This window comes from Pseudomonas sp. SJZ103 (genome assembly GCF_007828335.1).
Classification (GTDB): Bacteria; Pseudomonadota; Gammaproteobacteria; order Pseudomonadales; family Pseudomonadaceae; genus Aquipseudomonas.
In genome coordinates, this window is the sequence record NZ_VIUN01000010.1 from 133,358 (window position 1) to 154,486 (window position 21,129).

At 60.8% G+C, this 21,129-nt stretch carries 20 protein-coding genes; 11 read left to right on the top strand and 9 right to left on the bottom strand.

The window, feature by feature from the left end:
* Positions 1-140: 140 nt before the first annotated feature.
* The 5 genes from FBY10_RS21075 to FBY10_RS21100 all read right to left on the bottom strand — a co-directional run bounded on the left by FBY10_RS21075 (position 141) and on the right by FBY10_RS21100 (position 4,627).
* Positions 141-1,574 carry an LLM class flavin-dependent oxidoreductase gene (locus FBY10_RS21075; protein ID WP_145337647.1) on the bottom strand — a complete coding sequence of 478 codons (1,434 nt, stop codon included), beginning with the start codon at positions 1,572-1,574 and terminating at the stop codon, positions 141-143.
* Entirely contained in the window at positions 1,574-1,900 is a 327-nt protein-coding gene (locus FBY10_RS21080) for an acyl-CoA dehydrogenase (RefSeq protein WP_145337646.1), read from the bottom strand. Before FBY10_RS21080 ends, FBY10_RS21075 begins: the two co-directional genes overlap by 1 nt.
* A gap of 12 nt (positions 1,901-1,912) precedes the next feature.
* On the bottom strand, positions 1,913-3,109 hold the full coding sequence (locus FBY10_RS21085) for an SfnB family sulfur acquisition oxidoreductase (RefSeq protein WP_145337645.1): 1,197 nt from the start codon (positions 3,107-3,109) through the stop codon (positions 1,913-1,915).
* A gap of 456 nt (positions 3,110-3,565) precedes the next feature.
* A complete protein-coding gene (locus tag FBY10_RS21095) occupies positions 3,566-3,910 on the bottom strand; it encodes a hypothetical protein (protein ID WP_131698088.1) in 345 nt (114 codons plus the stop codon).
* Positions 3,911-4,063: 153 nt separating this feature from the next.
* Positions 4,064-4,627 carry a helix-turn-helix domain-containing protein gene (locus FBY10_RS21100; RefSeq protein ID WP_131698089.1) on the bottom strand — a complete coding sequence of 188 codons (564 nt, stop codon included), beginning with the start codon at positions 4,625-4,627 and terminating at the stop codon, positions 4,064-4,066.
* Between the two features lie 93 nt (positions 4,628-4,720).
* Between FBY10_RS21100 and FBY10_RS21105 the strand changes: the two genes are divergently transcribed.
* The 9 genes from FBY10_RS21105 to FBY10_RS21145 all read left to right on the top strand — a co-directional run bounded on the left by FBY10_RS21105 (position 4,721) and on the right by FBY10_RS21145 (position 13,207).
* A complete protein-coding gene (locus tag FBY10_RS21105; RefSeq protein WP_131698090.1) occupies positions 4,721-5,650 on the top strand; it encodes a DMT family transporter in 930 nt (309 codons plus the stop codon).
* A 124-nt stretch (positions 5,651-5,774) separates the two neighbouring features.
* Positions 5,775-8,696 carry a monovalent cation/H+ antiporter subunit A gene (locus tag FBY10_RS21110; protein ID WP_145337644.1) on the top strand — a complete coding sequence of 974 codons (2,922 nt, stop codon included), beginning with the start codon at positions 5,775-5,777 and terminating at the stop codon, positions 8,694-8,696.
* Entirely contained in the window at positions 8,696-9,040 is a 345-nt protein-coding gene (locus FBY10_RS21115; protein WP_003192163.1) for a Na+/H+ antiporter subunit C, read from the top strand. The genes FBY10_RS21110 and FBY10_RS21115 overlap by 1 nt, the downstream gene beginning before the upstream one ends.
* On the top strand, positions 9,037-10,719 hold the full coding sequence (locus FBY10_RS21120) for a monovalent cation/H+ antiporter subunit D (RefSeq protein WP_145337643.1): 1,683 nt from the start codon (positions 9,037-9,039) through the stop codon (positions 10,717-10,719). Before FBY10_RS21115 ends, FBY10_RS21120 begins: the two co-directional genes overlap by 4 nt.
* A complete protein-coding gene (locus tag FBY10_RS21125) occupies positions 10,716-11,204 on the top strand; it encodes a Na+/H+ antiporter subunit E (protein ID WP_145337642.1) in 489 nt (162 codons plus the stop codon). The genes FBY10_RS21120 and FBY10_RS21125 overlap by 4 nt, the downstream gene beginning before the upstream one ends.
* Positions 11,201-11,479 (top strand): K+/H+ antiporter subunit F, encoded by a 279-nt coding sequence (locus FBY10_RS21130; RefSeq protein WP_005789171.1) that lies wholly within the window; start codon positions 11,201-11,203, stop codon positions 11,477-11,479. Before FBY10_RS21125 ends, FBY10_RS21130 begins: the two co-directional genes overlap by 4 nt.
* Positions 11,476-11,814 carry a Na+/H+ antiporter subunit G gene (locus tag FBY10_RS21135; protein ID WP_027606290.1) on the top strand — a complete coding sequence of 113 codons (339 nt, stop codon included), beginning with the start codon at positions 11,476-11,478 and terminating at the stop codon, positions 11,812-11,814. Before FBY10_RS21130 ends, FBY10_RS21135 begins: the two co-directional genes overlap by 4 nt.
* Before the next feature lie 115 nt (positions 11,815-11,929).
* Positions 11,930-12,490 carry a dihydrofolate reductase family protein gene (locus FBY10_RS21140; RefSeq protein WP_145337641.1) on the top strand — a complete coding sequence of 187 codons (561 nt, stop codon included), beginning with the start codon at positions 11,930-11,932 and terminating at the stop codon, positions 12,488-12,490.
* Positions 12,491-12,508: 18 nt separating this feature from the next.
* Complete coding sequence (locus tag FBY10_RS21145; protein WP_145337640.1) at positions 12,509-13,207, top strand: peptidase E; 699 nt, start codon at positions 12,509-12,511, stop codon at positions 13,205-13,207.
* A gap of 485 nt (positions 13,208-13,692) precedes the next feature.
* On the opposite strand, the gene cysS is transcribed toward FBY10_RS21145, so the two are convergent.
* Together cysS and FBY10_RS21155 are read right to left on the bottom strand one after the other, a co-directional pair.
* Positions 13,693-15,081, bottom strand: coding sequence for a cysteine--tRNA ligase (gene cysS / locus FBY10_RS21150; RefSeq protein ID WP_145337639.1), 1,389 nt, complete (start codon positions 15,079-15,081; stop codon positions 13,693-13,695).
* A gap of 20 nt (positions 15,082-15,101) precedes the next feature.
* Positions 15,102-16,802, bottom strand: a complete 1,701-nt coding sequence (locus FBY10_RS21155) for a glutamine--tRNA ligase/YqeY domain fusion protein (protein WP_131698096.1) — start codon at positions 16,800-16,802, stop codon at positions 15,102-15,104.
* Positions 16,803-17,051: 249 nt separating this feature from the next.
* On the opposite strand from FBY10_RS21155, the gene FBY10_RS21160 reads away from it, so the two are divergent.
* Positions 17,052-17,555, top strand: coding sequence for a peptidylprolyl isomerase (locus FBY10_RS21160; RefSeq protein ID WP_065927032.1), 504 nt, complete (start codon positions 17,052-17,054; stop codon positions 17,553-17,555).
* Complete coding sequence (lpxH, locus tag FBY10_RS21165) at positions 17,552-18,301, top strand: UDP-2,3-diacylglucosamine diphosphatase (RefSeq protein ID WP_145337638.1); 750 nt, start codon at positions 17,552-17,554, stop codon at positions 18,299-18,301. The genes FBY10_RS21160 and lpxH overlap by 4 nt, the downstream gene beginning before the upstream one ends.
* Before the next feature lie 94 nt (positions 18,302-18,395).
* Here lpxH and FBY10_RS21170 read toward each other — a convergent pair whose 3' ends face one another.
* On the bottom strand, positions 18,396-19,925 hold the full coding sequence (locus FBY10_RS21170; protein ID WP_131698098.1) for a DHA2 family efflux MFS transporter permease subunit: 1,530 nt from the start codon (positions 19,923-19,925) through the stop codon (positions 18,396-18,398).
* A complete protein-coding gene (locus FBY10_RS21175; protein ID WP_145337637.1) occupies positions 19,925-21,124 on the bottom strand; it encodes an efflux RND transporter periplasmic adaptor subunit in 1,200 nt (399 codons plus the stop codon). The genes FBY10_RS21170 and FBY10_RS21175 overlap by 1 nt, the downstream gene beginning before the upstream one ends.
* Positions 21,125-21,129: the final 5 nt, after the last annotated feature.

Sequence of the window (21,129 nt, forward strand, 5' to 3'; positions counted from 1 at the left end):
TCGTGCACGCTCATAGGGGGTTGCTCCTATTGGGGGGTGTGCGTGCGGTGGTCCGCTGGCTTGATTATTTGGATCGATACAGGACAACTGTGGGAGGGGCGGTGCGACGATTCGACTTGCCCCCGATGGCGGTGGGTCAGTTAGAACACCTTTGACTGAGCCACCGCTATCGGGAGCAAGCCCCCTCCCACATTGGTTTTTTGTATCCCAAATAAATTGCGGTAGCCCGCGCCCGGGTGGTTCGCGCCCAACCTTGCACCGTCGCCAAACAACTTCTCGCGCAACGTGCCCTGGGCGTATTCGGTCTTGTACACGCCACGCTTCTGCAATTCCGGCACCAGCCACTCGACGGCGTCGATAAAGGTTTCATGGGTCAGCGCATAGGCGAGGTTGAAGCCGTCGACGTCAGTCTCTTCGACCCACTCCTGCAACAGGTCCGCCACGGTTTCCGGGCCACCGACGAACAGCGGTCCAAAGCCGCCGATACCGACCCAATCGGCCAGTTCGTTGGGCGTCCAGACCTTGTTCGGATCCGCCGTGGAGAAAGCTTCCACCGCCGATTGAATCGCATTGGTGTGCACGTGCTTGAGCGGTTCATCCGGCTTGAACTGGCTGAAATCGATCCCGGTCCAGCCGGAGATCAGCGCCATCGCGCCTTCGTAGCTGACGTAGGATTTGTACTCGTCAAACTTGGCCTTGGCCTTGGCGTCGGTCTCATCGACGATCACCGTCTGCAAGTTGAAGATCAGGATTTTCTTCGGGTCGCGCCCGGCCTCGGCCGCACGGCGGCGGATGTCGGCAACGGTCTTTTTCAACAGTACCTTGGACGGCGCGGCAACGAACACGCATTCGGCCTGCTCCGCGGCGAACTGCTTGCCACGGCTGGAGGCACCGGCCTGGTACAGCACCGGCGTGCGCTGCGGCGAGGGTTCGCACAGGTGGATGCCGGGCACCTGAAAATGTTTACCGACGTGGCGAATTTCGTGGATCTTGCTCGGGTCGCTGAAAATCCGACGTTCGCGGTCGCGCAGTACCGCGTCCTCTTCCCAACTGCCTTCCCAGAGCTTGTAGCAGACCTCCAGGTATTCCTCGGCGTAGTCGTAGCGTGCGTCGTGTTCGGTCTGGGCTTTCTGGCCAAGGTTCTTGGCACCGCTTTCCAGGTAGGAGGTGACGATGTTCCAGCCGATGCGGCCCTTGGTCAGGTGGTCGAGGGTCGAGAGACGGCGGGCAAACGGATACGGGTGCTCGAACGACAGCGACGCGGTCAGGCCAAAACCCAGGTGCTCGGTGACCAGCGCCATGGGCGCGATCAGTGACAACGGATCGTTGACCGGCACCTGGGTCGCCTGGCGAATCGCCGCGTCACCATTGCCGTTGTACACGTCGTAGATGCCCAGCACGTCGGCGATAAACAGGCCGTCGAACTTGCCGCGCTCAAGAATCTTCGCCAGGTCGGTCCAGTACTCAAGATCCTTGTACTGCCACGAGCGATCACGCGGATGCGCCCATAGGCCCGGCGATTGGTGGCCGACACAGTTCATGTCAAAGGCGTTCAAGCGGATTTCACGGGACATCACAGCACTCCGTTGAGGTAGTAGTTGCCGACGACCTGGTATTTCCAGCGCAACGGATCATCCAGGGTCGGTGGCAGCGCGGTGCGTTGGCCGGTGAGTTCGAATTCGGTGTTGCTGGCGAAGAGCAAGGCTTCGGCGGCGGCGATCTGCGCTTCGGTGACGGCGACCGGGCTTGGATCGGTTTCGGCGCGTTCAAGCAAGGCGGCCGCGACATCCACGCGAATCTGCCAATCGCCGAAGCGGCTGATCACGTAGGGGTCGTCGCTTTTCTCGACAGTGCGTCGAGTGCTTTCCAGCAATTGACGCGCTTGATTCAGGGCAGTCATGGATAAGGCTCCTCAGTTCCAGGCGTGGCGCGCAGGCTTGACGCCGTTAAGCACGTAATTGCCGATCAGGTGGTATTTCCAGCGGGCCGGGTCGTGCAGGGTGTGGGTCCGCGCGTTGCGCCAGAAGCGGTCGAGGTTGTGCTTGGCGGTGACCGAGCGGGTACCGGCCAGTTCGAAGAGTTTGCTGCTGGCGAGCAAAGCGGTTTCGGCCGACAGGACCTTGGCCTGGGCGACGACCAGCGAGGCCTGGGCGACGGTGTCTTCATTCGGTTCGGCGAGGGCCCGGTCGACGGCCAGACCGGCCTTGGCGAGGATCGCTTCGGTGCCGTGCACACGCCATTGCAAATCACCGATGGCGGCGATGGTGAACGGGTCCTGCCAACCGTGATCCTGCTGGCTGTCGATCCACGGACGGGCCTGGCGCGCGAAAATTTTTGCCTGCTCAAGGGCGCCGAGGGCAATGCCGGTGTCGACAGCAGCCTGGATGATTTGCGAAATCGGCCCATCGGCTGTGGGTTGGTCAAACGCCAGGTGGGCGGGAATCACCGCGCTCAAGGGTACGGTCACGCCGTCGAGTGTCACGCCGCCGCTGGCGGTGGTGCGCTGGCCGAAGCCGTCCCAGTTGTCGATGACGGTAAGGCCTGGCGCATCGCGCTCGACGAGGCCGATGAACGCCTGACCCTTTTCGTTATTACCCACGGTGGGCACGATATGCGCGAACAACGCGCCGGTGCAGTAGAACTTCTCGCCGTTGATTTGCGCGGTGTCGCCGTGAAAGCGGATCTGCGTATCGAAGGTGCCGGCGTTTTTGCTCTTGGCCTCGGAGAAGGCGTTACCGAAGCGATAACCCGCCAGGACCTTGCCGAAGTAGTGGCGCTTTTGTTCCTCGGTGGCGGTTTGCAGGAGGATGTCCACCACGCCCAGGTGGTTCTGCGGGATTTGCCCCAGGGACGGGTCGGCGGCGGAGATCAACTTGATCACCTCGGCCACCGTCACATAGGACACCTCGGCGCCGCCATAGGCCTTGGGAACGGTGATACCCCACAGGCCGCTGGCGGAAAATTCGTCAAGTTCGGCAACGGGCAGGCGACGCTCACGGTCACGCTCGCTGGCGTCGACGGCAAAGCGTTCGGCCAGGCGCTTGGCGACCTCGATGGCCTCCGCGTCCGAGCGGATGATATGGGCAGGTTGTTGAGGGTGGGCAGACATGGGCCGACTCCAGGCTCCGATGGGATACTGGAGTGTTTGCAGGAGTCGTGCCTGAATTTAATCGTCAGTAAAATCAGCCGGTTGCTGCGTAAACAGGCGCACAACTGCAGTTTCAAACCAGCAAAGTGTCCATCCACTGTTGGCTGGCAAACAGTTAGATCACCACATTGCGCACAAAGCGCACGGCGACGTCGCCGTCACTGCGATAGGCATGGGGCTGGTGGCTGGCCGTTGAGGGATGGCATATCGGAGTTAAAGCGGGACTTTCAATAAACCAGATATTCGAAAGAAATACGGGGCTAGGCGGTCAAGCCGAGAAAAAATTATCCCAATAGTGTGGCGCCGTAAGCACTTGCACCGGCTACGATCTTGTTCCGACTCATTCGATACCCAACTTTAATACTCAGGGCGATGGCCCTGAGTATTGGCACCACTGGAGCCTATAGCAATCCAAGATCATCTCGACACGCTATATGTATTCTCATCAGAGTAACCCAGTACTTCATCATTGAGCATAACAAAATAACTGGCAACGACGGACTCCGTAAGGAATACGATATCAAACTTTAAAACAGCCTCATAACAGGGCTCCAACTTCTCAACCTCAAACCAGGAAGATGCAGTACCGTTTCCTTTCACACTCCAGTAAACCTTATGCCCTACCGATATCCCTGGATACTGCGGAATAACAATCCGACCTTTGCCACCGGTCACCTCGCTGTACTTCACAGTCTTGCCATCAGAGGGTCTTATTTCTGGAGCGGGTAACAGCTGCTCCCTGAGTAGGTGTTTTGATTTCATCAGTACTTCCTCCATGAGGTGATAAAAACCACCCAACATTCACTGGTTTAGCATGAATCGACTTTATTGAGTGGCAACACCGACTCTAGTCCCCTCTCCAAAGAATGTAAGCTGTGAAATCTGACAGTTGACAGGCATAAATAACACTGATCGTCAGATCACTATATTTCTCACGAACCGCACTACCACACCCTCTGAGTTGCGATAAGAATGAGGCTGGTGGCTGGGAAACATGAAGAATTCGCCGGCATTGATGGCGTTTTCCTGCTCGCCCACCACCAACGTCAAGCTGCCTTCGAATACGAACACCTGCACGCTCCAACCTTCCGGGTCCGGCTCGGGGCTGTAGCGGTCCCCCGGCTCCAGACGCATTTCCCACAGCTCGACTTCGCGCCGGGCGTGAGCCCTGGCGAGCAACACCGCCTTGCTGCCGGGAATCTCACCCGCCCAGGCCAGTTCATTGATGCGGCTGTGATCGCGCACATCCGGCGCCTGGATCAGGTCGCTGAACGCCACATCCAATGCTTCGGCCACGCGATCGAGGGTGGACAGGCTGACGTTCTTCTCCCCCGCCTCGATGGCAACGAGCATGCGCCGGCTGACCCCGGACTTTTCCGAGAGCGCGGTCTGGCTCAGGTCGGCGGCGTGGCGCAGACGACGAACGTTCTGGCTGACGTGCTGCAGGACCGAGGCCCGTTGTGGATTTTCTTTGTGCACTATATTGCTCATTGGGTGGGTGTGCGCAGTATACTGCCCAGCGTGCGGCGCATTGTGCGGTCCGTGCCTTTCCCATGCAAGACCAGAGCCGCCATGACTGCCCCGACCTCCCCTTCGCGTTTCAACCGCTTCAGCAAAGCCGAATGCATCCTGGTGTTTATCACCATGATTTGGGGCGGCACGTTTTTGCTGGTTCAGCATGCCATGACCGTGAGCGGGCCGATGTTTTTCGTGGGCCTGCGCTTTGCGGCGGCGGCGATTGTGGTCGGGTTCTTTTCCTTGCGTACCTTGCGCGACCTGACGCTGTTCGAACTGAAGGCGGGCGTGTTTATCGGCGTGGCGATCATGTTCGGCTACGGCTTGCAGACCATTGGCCTGCAGACGATCTTGAGCAGCCAGTCGGCGTTCATCACTGCACTGTATGTGCCGTTTGTGCCGCTGCTGCAATGGCTGGTGCTGGGCCGTCGCCCGGGGTTGATGCCGAGCATTGGCATCATGCTGGCGTTTGCCGGGTTGATGTTGTTGACCGGACCGGCGGGGGCTTCGCTGAATTTCAGCCCAGGTGAAATCGCCACCCTGATCGGTGCCGTGGCGATAGCGGCAGAGATCATCCTGATCAGTGCGTTCGCCGGGCAAGTGGACGTACGCCGGGTGACGGTGGTGCAACTGGCGACGGCGTCGCTGCTGTCGTTCCTGATGGTGGTGCCCATGGGCGAAGCGTTGCCAGGGTTCTCGTGGCTGCTGCTGTTCAGCGCGGTGGGCCTGGGCCTGACCAGTGCGGTGATCCAGGTCGCGATGAACTGGGCGCAGCAGAGTGTTTCGCCGACGCGAGCCACGTTGATCTATGCCGGTGAGCCGGTGTGGGCAGGCGTAGTCGGGCGTATCGCCGGCGAGCGGTTCCCGCCGATTGCGATGCTGGGGGCGGCATTGATCGTGGTGGCGGTGATTGTGAGTGAGATGAAGACAAAAGGGCAAAAAGCCATCGAGCTGCAGGATGCGAGGGAACAGGAGCAACAGGGCTAGGGTCCGAAACACTGCCAAATGGGATTATTCGACCTATCTTGTAGGATCCTGCCACATCTTGCCGTTTGGTGATCGTCAAAGCGGCACGTATGATGCATCCCAAACTCCCGCAGATTAGAAGCCTATGTCCCTGATAGTTCTACTGCTTCTGCCGTTCATTGGCAGCTGTCTGGCGGCCTTGCTGCCGCACAATGCACGTAACACCGAATCCCTGCTGGCCGGCCTTGTGGCCCTGGTCGGAACCGTTCAAGTCGCCCTGCTCTACCCCCAGATCGCCCACGGTGGCGTGATCCGCGAAGAATTCATGTGGTTACCCAGCCTTGGGCTGAACTTCGTGCTGCGCATGGATGGGTTTGCCTGGCTGTTCTCGATGCTGGTGCTCGGCATCGGCGCGCTGGTGTCTCTGTATGCGCGCTACTACATGTCACCGGACGATCCGGTGCCGCGTTTCTTCGCGTTTTTCCTGGCCTTTATGGGCGCGATGCTCGGGCTGGTGATTTCCGGCAACCTGATCCAGATCGTGTTCTTCTGGGAACTGACCAGCCTGTTCTCGTTCCTGTTGATCGGCTATTGGCACCACCGTGCCGATGCGCGTCGTGGTGCGTACATGGCGTTGATGGTCACCGGCGCGGGCGGCTTGTGCCTGCTGGCCGGGGTGATGCTGCTGGGGCATATCGTCGGCAGCTATGACCTGGATCGGGTGCTGGCCGCCGGCGACCAGATTCGCGCGCATTCGCTGTACCCGGTGATGCTCGCCCTGGTGCTGATCGGCGCCCTGAGCAAAAGCGCGCAGTTCCCGTTCCACTTCTGGCTGCCCCATGCCATGGCCGCACCGACCCCGGTGTCAGCCTATCTGCACTCGGCGACGATGGTGAAAGCCGGCGTGTTCCTGCTGGCCCGCCTGTGGCCGTCGCTGTCCGGCAGCGAAGAATGGTTCTGGATCGTCGGCGGTGCCGGCGCGCTCACCCTCCTCCTCGGCGCTTACTGCGCCATGTTCCAGAATGATCTCAAAGGCCTTTTAGCCTATTCCACCATCAGCCACCTCGGGCTGATCACCCTGCTGCTGGGCCTCAACAGCCCGCTGGCCGCTGTCGCCGCCGTGTTCCACATCCTCAATCACGCCACTTTCAAGGCCTCGCTGTTTATGGCGGCGGGCATCATCGACCACGAAAGCGGCACGCGGGACATCCGCAAACTCAGCGGGCTGGTGCGGTTGATCCCGTTTACCGCGACCTTGGCGATGGTGGCCAGCGCATCCATGGCGGGCGTGCCATTGCTCAATGGTTTCCTGTCCAAAGAGATGTTCTTCGCCGAAACCGTGTTCATTACCTCGACCGCCTGGGTGGAGTTCGCCCTGCCGTTGATCGCAACCATCGCCGGTACGTTCAGCGTGGCCTACGCCCTGCGCTTTACCGTGGATGTGTTCTTCGGCCCGCCCGCCACCGACTTACCCCACACGCCTCACGAACCCCCGCGCTGGATGCGCGCCCCGGTTGAGCTGCTGGTATTCACCTGCCTGCTGGTGGGAATCTTCCCGGCCCAGGTGGTCGGTTCGATCCTCGCCGCCGCAGCGCTGCCGGTGGTCGGCGGCGTGCTGCCGGAATATAGCCTGGCGATCTGGCATGGCTGGAATGCGCCGATGATCATGAGCCTGGTGGCCATGTCCGGTGGCGTGGTGCTCTACCTGCTGTTGCGCAAACAACTCAAGCGCGGCCGCTTCAAGTACCCGCCGGTCATCAGCTACTTCAACGGCAAGCGCGGCTTCGAGCGCAGCCTGGTGGTGATGATGCGCGGCGTGCGCAGGATCGAGAAACGCATCAGCACCAAGCGCCTCCAGACCCAATTGTTCCTGTTGGTGATCGTCGCAGTGATCGGCGCCATGATCCCGATGATCAACAGCGGCCTTACCTGGGGCGACCGGCCGAAGATCCCGGGCTCCATCGTGTTCGTCACCCTGTGGCTGCTGGCGATTGCCTGTGCCCTGGGCGCCGCCTGGCAAGCCAAGTACCACCGGCTCGCGGCCCTGACCATGGTCAGCGTGTGCGGCCTGATGACCTGCATCACCTTCGTGTGGTTCTCGGCGCCGGACCTGGCGCTGACGCAGTTGGTGGTAGAAGTCGTCACCACCGTGCTGATCCTGCTGGGCCTGCGCTGGCTGCCTCGGCGGATCGAAGAGGTATCGCCACTGCCCGGTTCGCTGCGCAAGGCCCGCATCCGTCGTCTGCGCGACTTCCTGCTCTCCACCGTGGTGGGCGGCGGGATGGCGTTGCTGTCCTACGCGATGCTGACGCGCCAGACGCCCAACGATATTTCCTCGTTCTACTTGAGCCGCGCCCTGCCCGAAGGGGGTGGCAGCAATGTGGTGAACGTGATGCTGGTGGACTTCCGTGGCTTCGATACCCTCGGCGAAATCACCGTGCTCGGCGCCGTGGCGCTGACCGTCTACGCCCTGCTGCGGCGCTTCCGCCCGTCCAAGGAAAGTATGCAACTGCCCGCGCAACAGCGGCAGTTGGCACCCGACGTGGCCACTGACCTGGTCAACCCGCGCCAGGCCAGCGACACCGCACTGGGCTTCATGATGGTGCCGGCGGTGCTGGTGCGCCTGCTGCTGCCGATTGCGCTGGTGGTGTCGTTCTACCTGTTCATGCGCGGCCACAACCAACCGGGCGGCGGGTTTGTCGCCGGCCTGGTGATGTCGGTGGCGTTTATCCTGCAATACATGGTCGCCGGCACCCAGTGGGTCGAGGCGCAGATGAGCCTGCGGCCGATGCGCTGGATGGGCTTCGGCCTGTTCTCGGCGACGCTGACCGGGATCGGCGCGTTGTTTGTCGGCTACCCGTTCCTCACCACCCACACCTGGCATCTCAGCCTGCCGCTGCTGGGCGATATTCATATCGCCAGCGCCTTGTTCTTCGACGTCGGCGTATACGCCATGGTCGTCGGCTCGACACTGCTGATGCTCACCGCCCTCGGTCACCAGTCGGTGCGTGCGCATAAACCGAGCAACCAGGCCAAAGTAGTCGCCGCCACCGAAGGAGCCGCCTGATGGAAGAAGTCATCGCAATTGCCATTGGGGTCCTGGCAGCCTCCGGCGTCTGGTTGATCCTGCGGCCACGGACGTTCCAGGTGGTGATGGGCCTGTGCCTGCTGTCCTACGGGGTCAACCTGTTCATTTTCAGCATGGGCAGCCTGTTTATCGGCAAGGAGCCGATCATCAAGGACGGCGTGCCGCAGGATCTGCTCAACTACACCGATCCCCTGCCCCAGGCCCTGGTGCTCACGGCCATCGTGATCAGCTTCGCCATGACTGCGCTGTTCCTGGTGGTGCTGCTGGCGTCACGGGGCCTGACCGGCACTGACCATGTGGACGGCCGGGAGCCCAAGGAATGAATTGGGTCAACCAACTGATCGTCGCCCCCATCCTGCTGCCGTTGCTCACCGCCGCGCTGATGCTGATGCTCGGTGAAAAACGCCGCCCGCTCAAAGCCAAGATCAATCTGTTCTCCAGCCTGATCGGTCTGGGCATTGCCGTTTTGCTGCTGTACTGGACGCAACAAGGTGGCCCCGGCTCGATTGGCGTCTACCTGCCGGGCAACTGGCAGGTGCCGTTCGGTATCGTGCTGGTGGTGGACCAACTCTCGGCATTGATGCTGGTGCTCACCGGGATCATCGGCGTGAGTGCGCTGCTGTTCGCCATGGCCCGTTGGGACCGTGCCGGTACCAGCTTCCATGCGCTGTTCCAGATCCAGATGATGGGCCTGTACGGCGCGTTCCTCACGGCGGACCTGTTCAACCTGTTCGTGTTCTTCGAGGTGCTGCTGGCGGCGTCCTACGGCTTGATGCTGCACGGCTCGGGCCGGGCGCGGGTGTCGTCGGGCCTGCATTACATCGCGATCAACCTGCTGGCGTCGTCGTTGTTCCTGATTGGCGCGGCGATGATCTACGGCGTCACCGGTACGCTGAATTTCGCTGATCTGGCGCTGAAAATCCCACTCGTGCCCGAGGCCGATCGCGGCCTGCTGCATGCCGGTGCGGCGATCCTCGCCACCGCATTCCTGGCCAAGGCCGGCATGTGGCCGCTGAACTTCTGGCTGGCCCCCGCCTACTCCTCGGCCAGTGCGCCGGTGGCGGCGATGTTCGCGATCATGACCAAGGTCGGCGTGTACACCGTGCTGCGCCTGTGGACCCTGCTGTTCTCCGGCCAGGCCGGCGCGTCGGCGTTGTTTGGCGGCGACTGGCTGGTGTACGGCGGCATGGCTACGATCGTCTGCGCGGCGCTGGCGATGGTGGCGGCGCAGCGGCTGGAGCGCATGGCCAGCTTGAGCATCCTGGTCTCGGCCGGGATCCTGCTGTCGGCCGTTGGTTTCGCCCAGCCAAGCCTGACCGCCGGAGCGCTGTTCTATCTGATCAGCTCCACGCTGGCGTTGAGCGCGCTGTTCCTGCTGGCCGAATTGATCGAGCGTTCGCGCTCGGCCAACGACCTGCCGCTGGATGAAGAGATCGACGCACTGCCCAAGGCCATGGAGTCCCTGCATCCGCGCCCTGGCGTCAACCTGGATGACGAGCAGAAAGCCGTGGTCGGCCAGGTGATCCCGTGGACCATGGCCTTCCTCGGCTTGAGCTTTGTCGCCTGCGCCCTGCTGATTATCGGCATGCCGCCGCTGTCCGGGTTTATCGGCAAGCTCAGCCTGCTGAGTGCTCTGGTTAATCCTCTGGGCCTGGGCGTCAGTGTGGATGAACCTGTTCGTCCTGCGGCCTGGGGCCTGGTGGCGCTGTTGATCCTCTCTGGCCTGGCCTCGCTGATCGCTTTCGCCCGCCTGGGCATCCAGCGTTTCTGGACCCCGGAAGAGCGCCCATCGCCCTTGCTGCGCCGCTATGAATGCGTGCCGATCTTCTTCCTGCTGGGCCTGAGCATCCTGCTGACCTTCAAGGCCGAGCCGCTGATGCGCTACACCCAGGCTACTGCCCAGAGCCTGAACAATCCGGAGAACTACGTCATGGCGGTGATGGCGACCCGCCCGGTTCCAAGCCCCGAAGCCAAGACCGCCGCCCTGGAGGTGCAACCATGAAGCGCCTGTTGCCTGCCCCGTGGTTGTCGCTGGCATTGTGGTTGCTGTGGCTGGTGCTGAACCTGTCCGTCAGCCCCGGCAACCTGCTGCTGGGCGCGCTGCTGGGCTTTCTCGCACCGCTGCTGATGGCGCCGCTGCGCCCGCTGCCGATCCGCGTCCGCCGCCCCGGCGTGATCATCCGCCTGTTCTTCGTGGTCGGCCGCGATGTGATCGTCTCCAACCTTCAAGTGGCCTGGGGCGTGCTGATGTGCGGTTCACGCCCACCGCGTTCGCACTTCGTCAAAATCCCCCTGAACCTGCGCGACCCCAACGGCCTCGCCGCCCTGTCGATGATCACCACCGTGGTCCCCGGCACCATCTGGTCGGAACTGGCGCTGGACCGCAGCATCCTGCTGCTGCACGTGTTCGACCTGGAGGATGAAGCGGCGTTTATCGAACACTTCAAAAGCGCCTACGAGCGGCCATTGATGGAGATCTTCGAATGAGCGCCCTGCTCTCCAATGCGATCCTGTTCAGCCTGTTCCTGTTCTCACTGGCCATGGTGCTGACGTTAATCCGCCTGTTCAAAGGCCCTTCAGCCCAGGACCGGGTACTGGCGCTGGACTATCTGTACATCCTGGCGATGCTGATGATGCTGGTGCTCGGTATTCGTTATGCCAGTGACACCTACTTTGAAGCGGCGCTGCTGATTGCGCTGTTCGGCTTCGTGGGCTCGTTTGCCCTGGCGAAATTCCTGCTGCGTGGGGAGGTAATTGAATGATGCCGTTATGGATGGAAATCGTCGTCGCGGTCCTGCTGGTGTTGAGCAGCGTGTTCGCGCTGATCGGCGCGATTGGCTTGCTGCGCATGAAAGACTTCTTCCAGCGCATGCACCCGCCTGCACTGGCCTCGACGCTGGGCGCGTGGTGCGTGGCGTTGGCGTCGATCATCTACTTTTCGGTGCTCAAGTCCGGGCCGGTGTTGCACGGGTGGTTGATACCGATTTTGTTGGCGATCACCGTGCCGGTGACCACGTTGCTGCTGGCGCGTACGGCGCTGTTTCGCAAGCGCATGGCCGGTGATGATGTACCGGCTGAGGTCAGCAGCCGCCGCTGAGCCCTGGGAACGATCCTTGATGTGAAATCCCAGGCTTTAATTGAAAAATTAATTTTTTAAAATCAGCAAGTTATGGCTGTCTTCACGTCCAAGCGCACAAAAAGGAATTTTCGCCATGGATCTCAAATGCTCCGTCTTTATCGCAGCCAGCGTCGACGGCTTTATTGCTCGCCCCGACGGTGATATCGAATGGTTGCACAAACCGGAATACGAAACCGCCGAGTTGAACGGCGTGACGTATGAGCGCTTCATCGCCACGGTCGATGCGATCGTGATGGGCCGCAAAACTTTGGAGAAAGTCTTGTCCTTCCCAGAATGGCCCTATGAGGGGACGCCGGTCATTGCACTCTCCCGCCAGCGACTGGAGCTACCGGCGCATTTGGAGGGCAAGGTCGAGGTCATGGCGGCAGAGGTAACCTCACTCGTGGCAATGTTAGCCGAACGCGGTATGAAGCATCTCTATATCGACGGTGGCCAAACGGTCCAGGCGTTTCTTGAAGCGGGCCTGGTCAATGAGCTGATCATTACGCGTATCCCGGTCTTGCTGGGGCAAGGCATTCCACTGTTCGGCCAGGTTGGCAGTGAGCATGGACTACGCCATGTCGGAACCCACGTGTCGGACAATGGTTTTGTTCAAAGTCGATATCAACTGACAGCCGGCACTCGCGCCGCGTAACACGGACTGGAGGTCAGGATGGCTAAACATATTATTGCCATTGGCGGCGAGTCCGCTGAAGACATGCAGCGCATGACCCGCATCGACGAACATATCGTCGCTTCATCCGGCAAGGCCCATCCCACGGTTCTCTATATCTCCACCGCCAACGGCGACGACCGTGTAAAGATTGCCGACTTCACGGCCAAATATGAGAGCGCTGGTTGCAACGTACGCACGCTGGCATTTTTCATTCCACCCTTTCCCAGCCCAGATCATATTTCGTCGTTGATTGAGCAAGCCGACATCATCTACGTGGCAGGCGGGAATACCCGTGCCATGTTGGCTATCTGGCGTGAGTTTGGGACAGTGGGCCTTCTGAAAAAAGCATGGGAAAACGGCAAGGTCCTGTGTGGTGTCAGTGCAGGGGCGATTTGCTGGTTTGACTACGGGCACTCCGATTCAGGGGGAGCGTTCGCCCTGATTGCCGGCCTGGGTTTTCTGCCAGGAGCGCTGTGTCCGCATTTTAGTTCAGAGGCGGGAAGAGAAACTTCGTTTGTTGAGCTTGTCCGGCTCAAAGGTACACAACCCGCTTACGCAGCCGATGATGGCGTAGCCCTGCATTTCAAGGACGGCAGATACCACGAGACGATTCATAACGACGCGACAAAGAGTGCTTATGACGTCACTACGGCACCTCCGTATCTAACACAGCTTTCGCAGGTTTCCAGCGGCTAGATCCATCCCTTTTCCAGATGCAGTCCTCTGAAGAAACAGACCATGAGCCCCCCTCCCACACTTGATCACCGTTGGCAGATGGAAAGCAGCCCCGCTGCAGATCTCATGGATACCGCCAATCCCCTGTGGGAGATGTCGAGCTTTAGCGAGGCTTCGAAGACGGCGGTACTGTTGGCAGGTATGTTGGCTGACCCACCGCTATCGGGAGCAAGCCCCCTCCCACACTTGATCGTTGTTGACAGGTAGAAAGCAGCCCGGCTGTAGATCTCAAGGATACCGCCAATCCCCTGTGGGAGATGTCGAGCTTTAGCGAGGCTTCGAAGGCGGCGGCACTGTTGGCAGGTATGTTGGCTGAGCCACCGCTATCGTGGGCAAGTAGAATCGTCGCGCCGCCCCTCCCACACGGGATCGGATGAGCCGCTCACTAAAACGGTATGCAAAAAAACGCCCCGAACCAGTCGGGGCGTTTTTCATTCAGCAGCCAATCAAGCCTGATCAGCCAACCGCCATGTCGTCCCGCCCTTCCCATCTTCCAACACCACACCCATCGCGGTCAGTTGGTCACGGATACGGTCGGACTCCGCCCAGTCCTTGTTGGCACGCGCCGCCAAACGCGCCTGGATCAGCGCATCGACCTCAGCCGCATCCACACGCCCTTCAGCGCCGGCTTGCAGGAAGTCGTCGGCTTCCATCTGCAACACACCCAGCACGCTCGCCAGTTCTTTCAGGCGCGCCGCCAGACCCGCTGCCGCGTCGAGATCAGTCTCACGCAACCGGTTGATCTCGCGCACCATCTCGAACAGCACGGCGCAGGCTTCGGGGGTGCCGAAGTCGTCGTTCATGACTTCGGTAAACCGTGCCACGAACGCTTCGCCGCCCGCCGGTGCAACGGCGGGCAAGCCTTTCAACGCGTGGTAGAACCGCTCCAGGGCGCCCTTGGCGTCCTTGAGGTTGTCTTCCGAGTAGTTGATGGCGCTGCGGTAGTGGCTGGACACCAGCAGGTAACGCACCACTTCCGGGTGGTACTTTTCCAGCACGTCGCGGATGGTGAAGAAGTTGTTCAAGGACTTGGACATCTTCTCGCCATTGATGCGGATCATGCCGCAGTGCATCCAGGCGTTGGCGTAGGTCTTGCCGGTGGCGGCTTCGCTCTGGGCGATTTCGTTTTCGTGGTGCGGGAACTCGAGGTCGCTGCCGCCGCCATGAATGTCGAAGGTCTCACCCAGGCAGCAGGTGGACATCACCGAGCACTCGATGTGCCAGCCCGGACGCCCGGCGCCCCACGGCGATTCCCAGCTCGGCTCGCCGGGCTTGGTGCCTTTCCACAGCACGAAGTCGAGCGGATCCTGCTTGGCTTCGTCGACTTCGATACGCGCGCCAATGCGCAGGTCTTCGATTTTCTTGCGCGACAGCTTGCCATAGCCCATGAACTTGGCGACGCGGTAGTACACGTCGCCGTTGCCTGGGGCGTAGGCGTAACCCTTGTCGATCAGGGTCTGGATCATCGCGTGCATGCCAGGGATGTGGTCCGTGGCACGCGGTTCCATGTCCGGCTTGAGGATGTTGAGGCGCGCCTCGTCCTCGTGCATGGCGGCGATCATGCGCTCGGTCAGCGCGTCGAACGACTCGCCGTTTTCATTGGCGCGGTTGATGATCTTGTCGTCGATGTCGGTGATGTTGCGCACATAGGTCAAGTCATAGCCGCTGAAACGCAACCAGCGGGTCACCAGGTCGAAGGCAACCATGCTGCGGCCGTGGCCGATGTGGCAGTAGTCGTACACGGTCATGCCGCACACGTACATGCGCACCTTGTTGCCATCCAGCGGCTTGAAGACTTCTTTGGTCTTGCTGAGTGTGTTGTAGATCGTTAGCACGACAGTTCCTTAAAACAGAATCACTGGCCCCACGAATCACGCAAGGTCACGGTACGGTTGAATACCGGCTGACCAGGTTTCGAGTCCTTGATATCCGCGCAGAAGTAGCCTTCGCGCTCGAACTGGAAACGGTCTTCCGGCTGTGCGTCGCCCAAAGAGGGTTCGGCACGACAACCGGTGAGAACTTGCAGGGAGTCTGGGTTGATGTTGTCGAGGAAACTGGCGCTGTCTTCGGCCTTCTCAGGGTTCGGCGAACGGAACAGGCGATCGTACAGGCGCACTTCGCACTCGATGCTGGCAGCGGCCGGCACCCAGTGGATCACGCCCTTGACCTTGCGGCCTTCAGGGTTTTTGCCCAGGGTTTCCGGGTCGTAGGAGCAACGCAGTTCGACGATGTTGCCATCGGCGTCCTTGATCGCTTCGTCGGCACGGATCACGTAGCTGCCGCGCAGGCGCACTTCGCCGTTCGGCTCCAGGCGCTTGTAGCCTTTGGGCGGCTCTTCCATGAAGTCATCGCGGTCGATGTAGATTTCACGCGAAAACGGCAGCTTGCGCACGCCCAGTGCTTCGTTCTGCGGATGACGCGGCAGTTCGAGGTGGTCGACCTTGTCTTCCGGGTAGTTGGTAATCACGACTTTCAACGGACGCAGCACGCACATGGCGCGCGGCGCGTTCGCGTCGAGGTCCTGGCGGATGCTGAACTCGAGCATGCCGTAGTCGACCACACCGTCGGAGCGGTTGGTGCCGACCATCTCGCAGAAGTTGCGGATCGACGCCGGGGTGTAGCCGCGGCGGCGGAAGCCCGACAGGGTCGACATGCGTGGGTCGTCCCAGCCATTGACGTGCTTTTCATCCACCAGTTGCTTGAGCTTGCGCTTGCTGGTGATGGTGTAGTTGAGGTTCAGGCGGCTGAATTCGTACTGACGCGGGTGCGCCGGTACCGGCAGGCTGTCCAGGAACCACTCGTACAGCGGGCGATGGCTCTCGAACTCCAGGGTGCAGATGGAGTGGGTGATGCCTTCGATGGCGTCCGACTGGCCGTGGGTGAAGTCGTAGTTCGGGTAGATGCACCACTTGTCGCCGGTCTGGTGGTGGTGGGCGTGGCGGATGCGGTACATGATCGGGTCGCGCAGGTTCATGTTCGGCGAGGCCATGTCGATCTTGGCGCGCAGCACGCGGGCACCGTCCGGGAACTCACCGGCGCGCATGCGGGCGAACCAGTCGAGGTTCTCTTCTACCGAACGGTCGCGGAACGGGCTGTTCTTGCCCGGTTCGGTCAGCGTGCCACGGTACTCCTTGGCCTGCTCCGGAGTGAGGTCGTCGACGTAGGCCTTGCCGGCCTTGATCAGCTCGACGGCCCAGTCGAACAGCTGGTCGAAGTACTTGGAGGCATAGCGCACTTCACCGGACCACTCGAAGCCCAGCCACTTGATGTCGCTTTCGATGGCGTCGATGTATTCCTGGTCTTCCTTGGCCGGGTTGGTGTCGTCGAAACGCAGGTGCGTGACGCCACCGAACTCCTGGGCCAGGCCGAAGTTCACACAGATCGACTTGGCGTGACCGATGTGCAGGTAGCCGTTGGGCTCTGGCGGGAAGCGGGTGACGATCTGCGTGTGCTTGCCCGAATCCAGGTCCGCCTGGATGATCGGGCGCAGGAAATTGACCGGGACGGCAGGTCCGGCCTTGGAATTCGAGGTAGGGTCGACAGTGGGCTTGCTCATAGGATCCTTGAACAGACAGGTTCGTGGCCGGTTGGGGCCAGATAAAACAAAGGCGATATCATAGCTGATGCTGTCAAGACACTGACAGGTCACGACCAAAAACTGCTGCTTTAATTAACCGGGCGGTAAAAAACCACCTCGAAATTCCTGCCGGGCACGCTAAACTGCGCGCCTTGGCCGCCGTTTAGCCAGACAGGTAAGGCGCCCCAGGCGTCCAAACCCACGAATTCCCTGAAAAGAGTAGTGAACATGACCCAAGTCAAACTGACCACCAACCACGGTGACATCGTCATCGAGCTGAACGCCGAGAAAGCGCCGATCACCGTCGCCAACTTCATCGAGTACGTTAAGGCCGGCCACTACGAAAACACGGTTTTCCACCGTGTCATCGGTAACTTCATGGTCCAGGGCGGCGGTTTCGAGCCGGGCATGAAAGAAAAGAAAGACAAGCGCCCAAGCATCCAGAACGAAGCGGACAACGGCCTTTCCAACGACAAGTACACCGTCGCCATGGCCCGTACCATGGAGCCGCATTCGGCCTCCGCGCAGTTCTTCATCAACGTGGCCGACAACGCCTTCCTGAACCACAGCGGCAAGAACGTACAGGGCTGGGGCTACGCCGTGTTCGGTAAAGTCACCGAAGGCCAGGACGTTGTCGACAAGATCAAAGGCGTGTCGACCACCTCCAAGGCCGGTCACCAGGACGTTCCGGTCGAAGACGTGATCGTCGAGAAAGCCGAGATCGTTGAGTGATATTACTGATTTCAGATTTGCATCTGGAAGAGGAACGCCCGGACATTACCCGGGCGTTTCTGGATCTGCTCCACACCCGCGCCCGTGGCGCCCAGGCGTTGTACATTCTGGGGGACTTCTTTGAAGCCTGGATTGGCGACGATGGGATGACGCCCTTCCAGCGTTCGATCTGCGAGGCTCTGCGCGAGCTGAGCGACAGCGGTACCCCGATTTTTATCATGCATGGCAACCGCGACTTCCTGCTCGGCAAAGCGTTCTGCAAAGCGGCAGGCGCCACGTTGCTCAAGGATCCGAGTGTCGTGCAGCTCGCAGGCGAACCCGTGCTGTTGATGCACGGCGACAGCCTCTGCACCCGCGACCTTGGCTATATGAAGCTGCGGCGCATCCTGCGTAACCCGATTGTGCTGTTTATCCTGCGTCACTTGCCGTTGCGCACCCGCCATCGGCTGGCGCGCAAGCTGCGCAGTGAAAGCCGTGCGCAAACGCGCATGAAGGCCAACGACATTGTCGATGTCACGCCCGAGGAAGTGCCGCGGGTGATGCAGCAGTTCGGCGTGCGCACCCTGGTCCACGGCCATACGCACCGCCCGGCGATCCACAAGTTGCAGATTGGCGACCAGGCGGCCAAGCGCATTGTGCTGGGAGATTGGGACAAGCAGGGCTGGGCGTTGCAGGCAGATGAGCAAGGCTTTCAGTTGGCGGCGTTTGACTTCGTCAATCCGCAGCTGGCGTTGCCTGGCAACTGATCCTCGAATCCCACTGATCCAATGTGAACAGAGATCAAAATGTGGGAGGGGGCAAGCCCCCTCCCACAATTGATTGCATTTCAGTCTTTGCCAATCAGTGGCCGGACGCTTCCGGCCCTGCCTTGGCACCAAACGGCGGCTTCGCCAGCCACACCAGCAGCATCAACCCCATGAACATCCACCCCAGCAACGTGAAGTAATCCACGGTGGACATCATGTACGCCTGGCTGGTGAGGATCTGGTCCAGTTGCGCGTAGGCCTTGTGCCCTGCCCCACCGAGCGCCTGCAGCGCGTCGCGGGTGGCGGAGTCATAGGTGGTCATGTTCTCGCTCATGTACGCATGGTGCTGGTCTGCCCGGCGAATCCAGATCCAGGTGGTCAACGAGGCCGCAAAACTGCCGCCCAGGGTCCGCAGAAAGGTCGCAAGACCAGCGCCGTCGGCAATCTGATGCGGTGGCAGGTCGGACATCAGGATGCTCAAGGTCGGCATGAAGAACAGCGCCACGCCGATGCCCATGAACAACTGCACCAGGGCGATGTGGGTGAAGTCCACCTCATTGGTGAAGCCCGCGCGCATAAAGCAGCTCAGGCCAATCGCCAGGAACGCCAGGCCTGCCAGCAGGCGCAGGTCGAACTTGTGCGCGTACTTGCCCACAAACGGTGACATCAGCACCGGCAGGATGCCGATCGGCGCCACCGCCAGGCCGGCCCAGGTGGCGGTATAGCCCATCTGGGTTTGCAGCCACTGCGGCAGGATCAGGTTGATGCCGAAGAAGCCCGCGTACCCCAGGATCAACACAATCGTGCCGATGCGAAAGTTACGGTAGGCAAACAGCCGCAGGTTGACCACCGGGTGCTTGTCGGTCATTTCCCAGATGATGAACACCGCCAGGGCAATCACCGAAATCGCCGCACCCACAATGATGAAGTTGGATTCGAACCAGTCCAGGTCGTTGCCCTTGTCGAGGATGATCTGCAGGGCGCCGACACCGACGATCAGGCTGAGCAGCCCGACGTAATCCATCGGTTGGTAGCTGGTCTCCACCGGGCGTTTCTTGAGCTGCGAACGCACCACCATCACCGCAAAGATACCGATGGGGACGTTGATAAAGAAGATCCACGGCCAGCTGTAGCTGTCAGTGATCCAGCCACCGAGGATCGGCCCCGCAATCGGCGCCACCACCGTGACCATCGCCAACAGCGCCAGGGCCATGCCACGCCTGGCCGGCGGGTAGACCGCGATCAGCAAGGTCTGGGTCATCGGGTACAACGGCCCGGCCACCAGACCTTGCAGCACCCGGAAGCCGATCAACTCGGGCATCGAGGTGGAAATACCGCAGAGGAACGAGGCCAGCACAAACAGAATGGTGGCCCACAAAAACAGCTTCACTTCGCCAAAACGCCGGCTCAACCAACCGGTGAGCGGCAAGGCGATGGCGTTGCTCACCGCAAACGAGGTGATGACCCAGGTGCCCTGCTCCGAACTCACGCCGAGGTTGCCGGAAATGGTCGGCAACGCCACGTTGGCGATGGTGGTGTCGAGCACCTGCATAAAGGTCGCCAGCGACAGGCCAATAGTGGCCATCAACAGGCTGGGCGGCGTGAAGGAGGCGTTATTGCTCATCAGCGTTGCACAGCCTTGGGCGCGGCGATGCTGTTGTCATGGATCAACTGGGTGATCATGGCGTCAGCCTCGGCCAATTGGCGGTCATACACGTTGGTGGTGAACGAAGCCTTCTGCGGCGCCTGTTGCGCCAGCACCGGGCCGCTCTGGTCATGCAGGTCCACATTCACGACGGTGCTCAAACCGACCCGCAGCGGGTGCTTGGCCAGTTCTTCGGCATTGATGTGGATGCGTACCGGCACCCGTTGCACGATCTTGATCCAGTTACCGGTGGCGTTCTGCGCCGGCAGCAGGGCAAACGCGCTGCCGGTACCGGCGCCGAGGCTATCTACGGTGCCGCTGTACTTAACATCGCTGCCATAGATGTCCGACTCGATGTCCACCGGCTGGCCAATGCGCATATCGCGCAGCTGGGTTTCCTTGAAGTTGGCGTCGATCCACAGCTGGTTCAGCGGAATCACCGCCATCAGCGCAGTACCCGGCTGCACACGCTGGCCCAGTTGCACGGTGCGCTTGGCCACATAGCCGGTGACCGGTGCGATCAAGGTGCTGCGGGCATTGGCCAGGTACGCCTGGCGCAGTTGCGCAGCGGCCGCTTGCACGTCCGGATGGGACGAGATCACGGTGTCATCCACCAGCGCGTTGCTGGTCTTGAGTTGTTGCTCAAGGTTGGTCAGGGCGTTCTTGGCGGCGGTCAGGCTGTCACGGGCGTGGGACAGTTCTTCCTGGGAAATCGCGCCGCCCTGGGCCAGGGTCTTACGGCGGTTGAAATTGTCCTGGGCGGTTTGCACGTCGGCTTTCTGTGCGTTGACCTGGGCTTTCATGCCATCGACGTTGCTGTACAAGCCACGCACCTGGCGCACGGTGCGGGCCAGGTTGGCCTGGGCACTTTGCAGGCCGACGGCGGCGTCGTTGGGGTCGAAGTTGATCAGCACCTGGCCTTCGTGGACCAGGTCGCCATCGTCGGCGCCGATGCTGACCACGGTGCCGGTGACCAGCGGGGTGATTTCCACCACGTTGCCGTTCACATAGGCGTCATCGGTGCTTTCGTTGAAGCGACCGTACAGCTCATACCAGCCCCATACGCCCACCACGCCGAGGATGACGATCAGCGCCAGGCCGATCAGCATGACTTTGCGTTTGCGTGGGTTGTTGTCTTTGGGTTGTTCTGTAGCGTTGGTGTTTTCGGCAGTGGCCATGACAA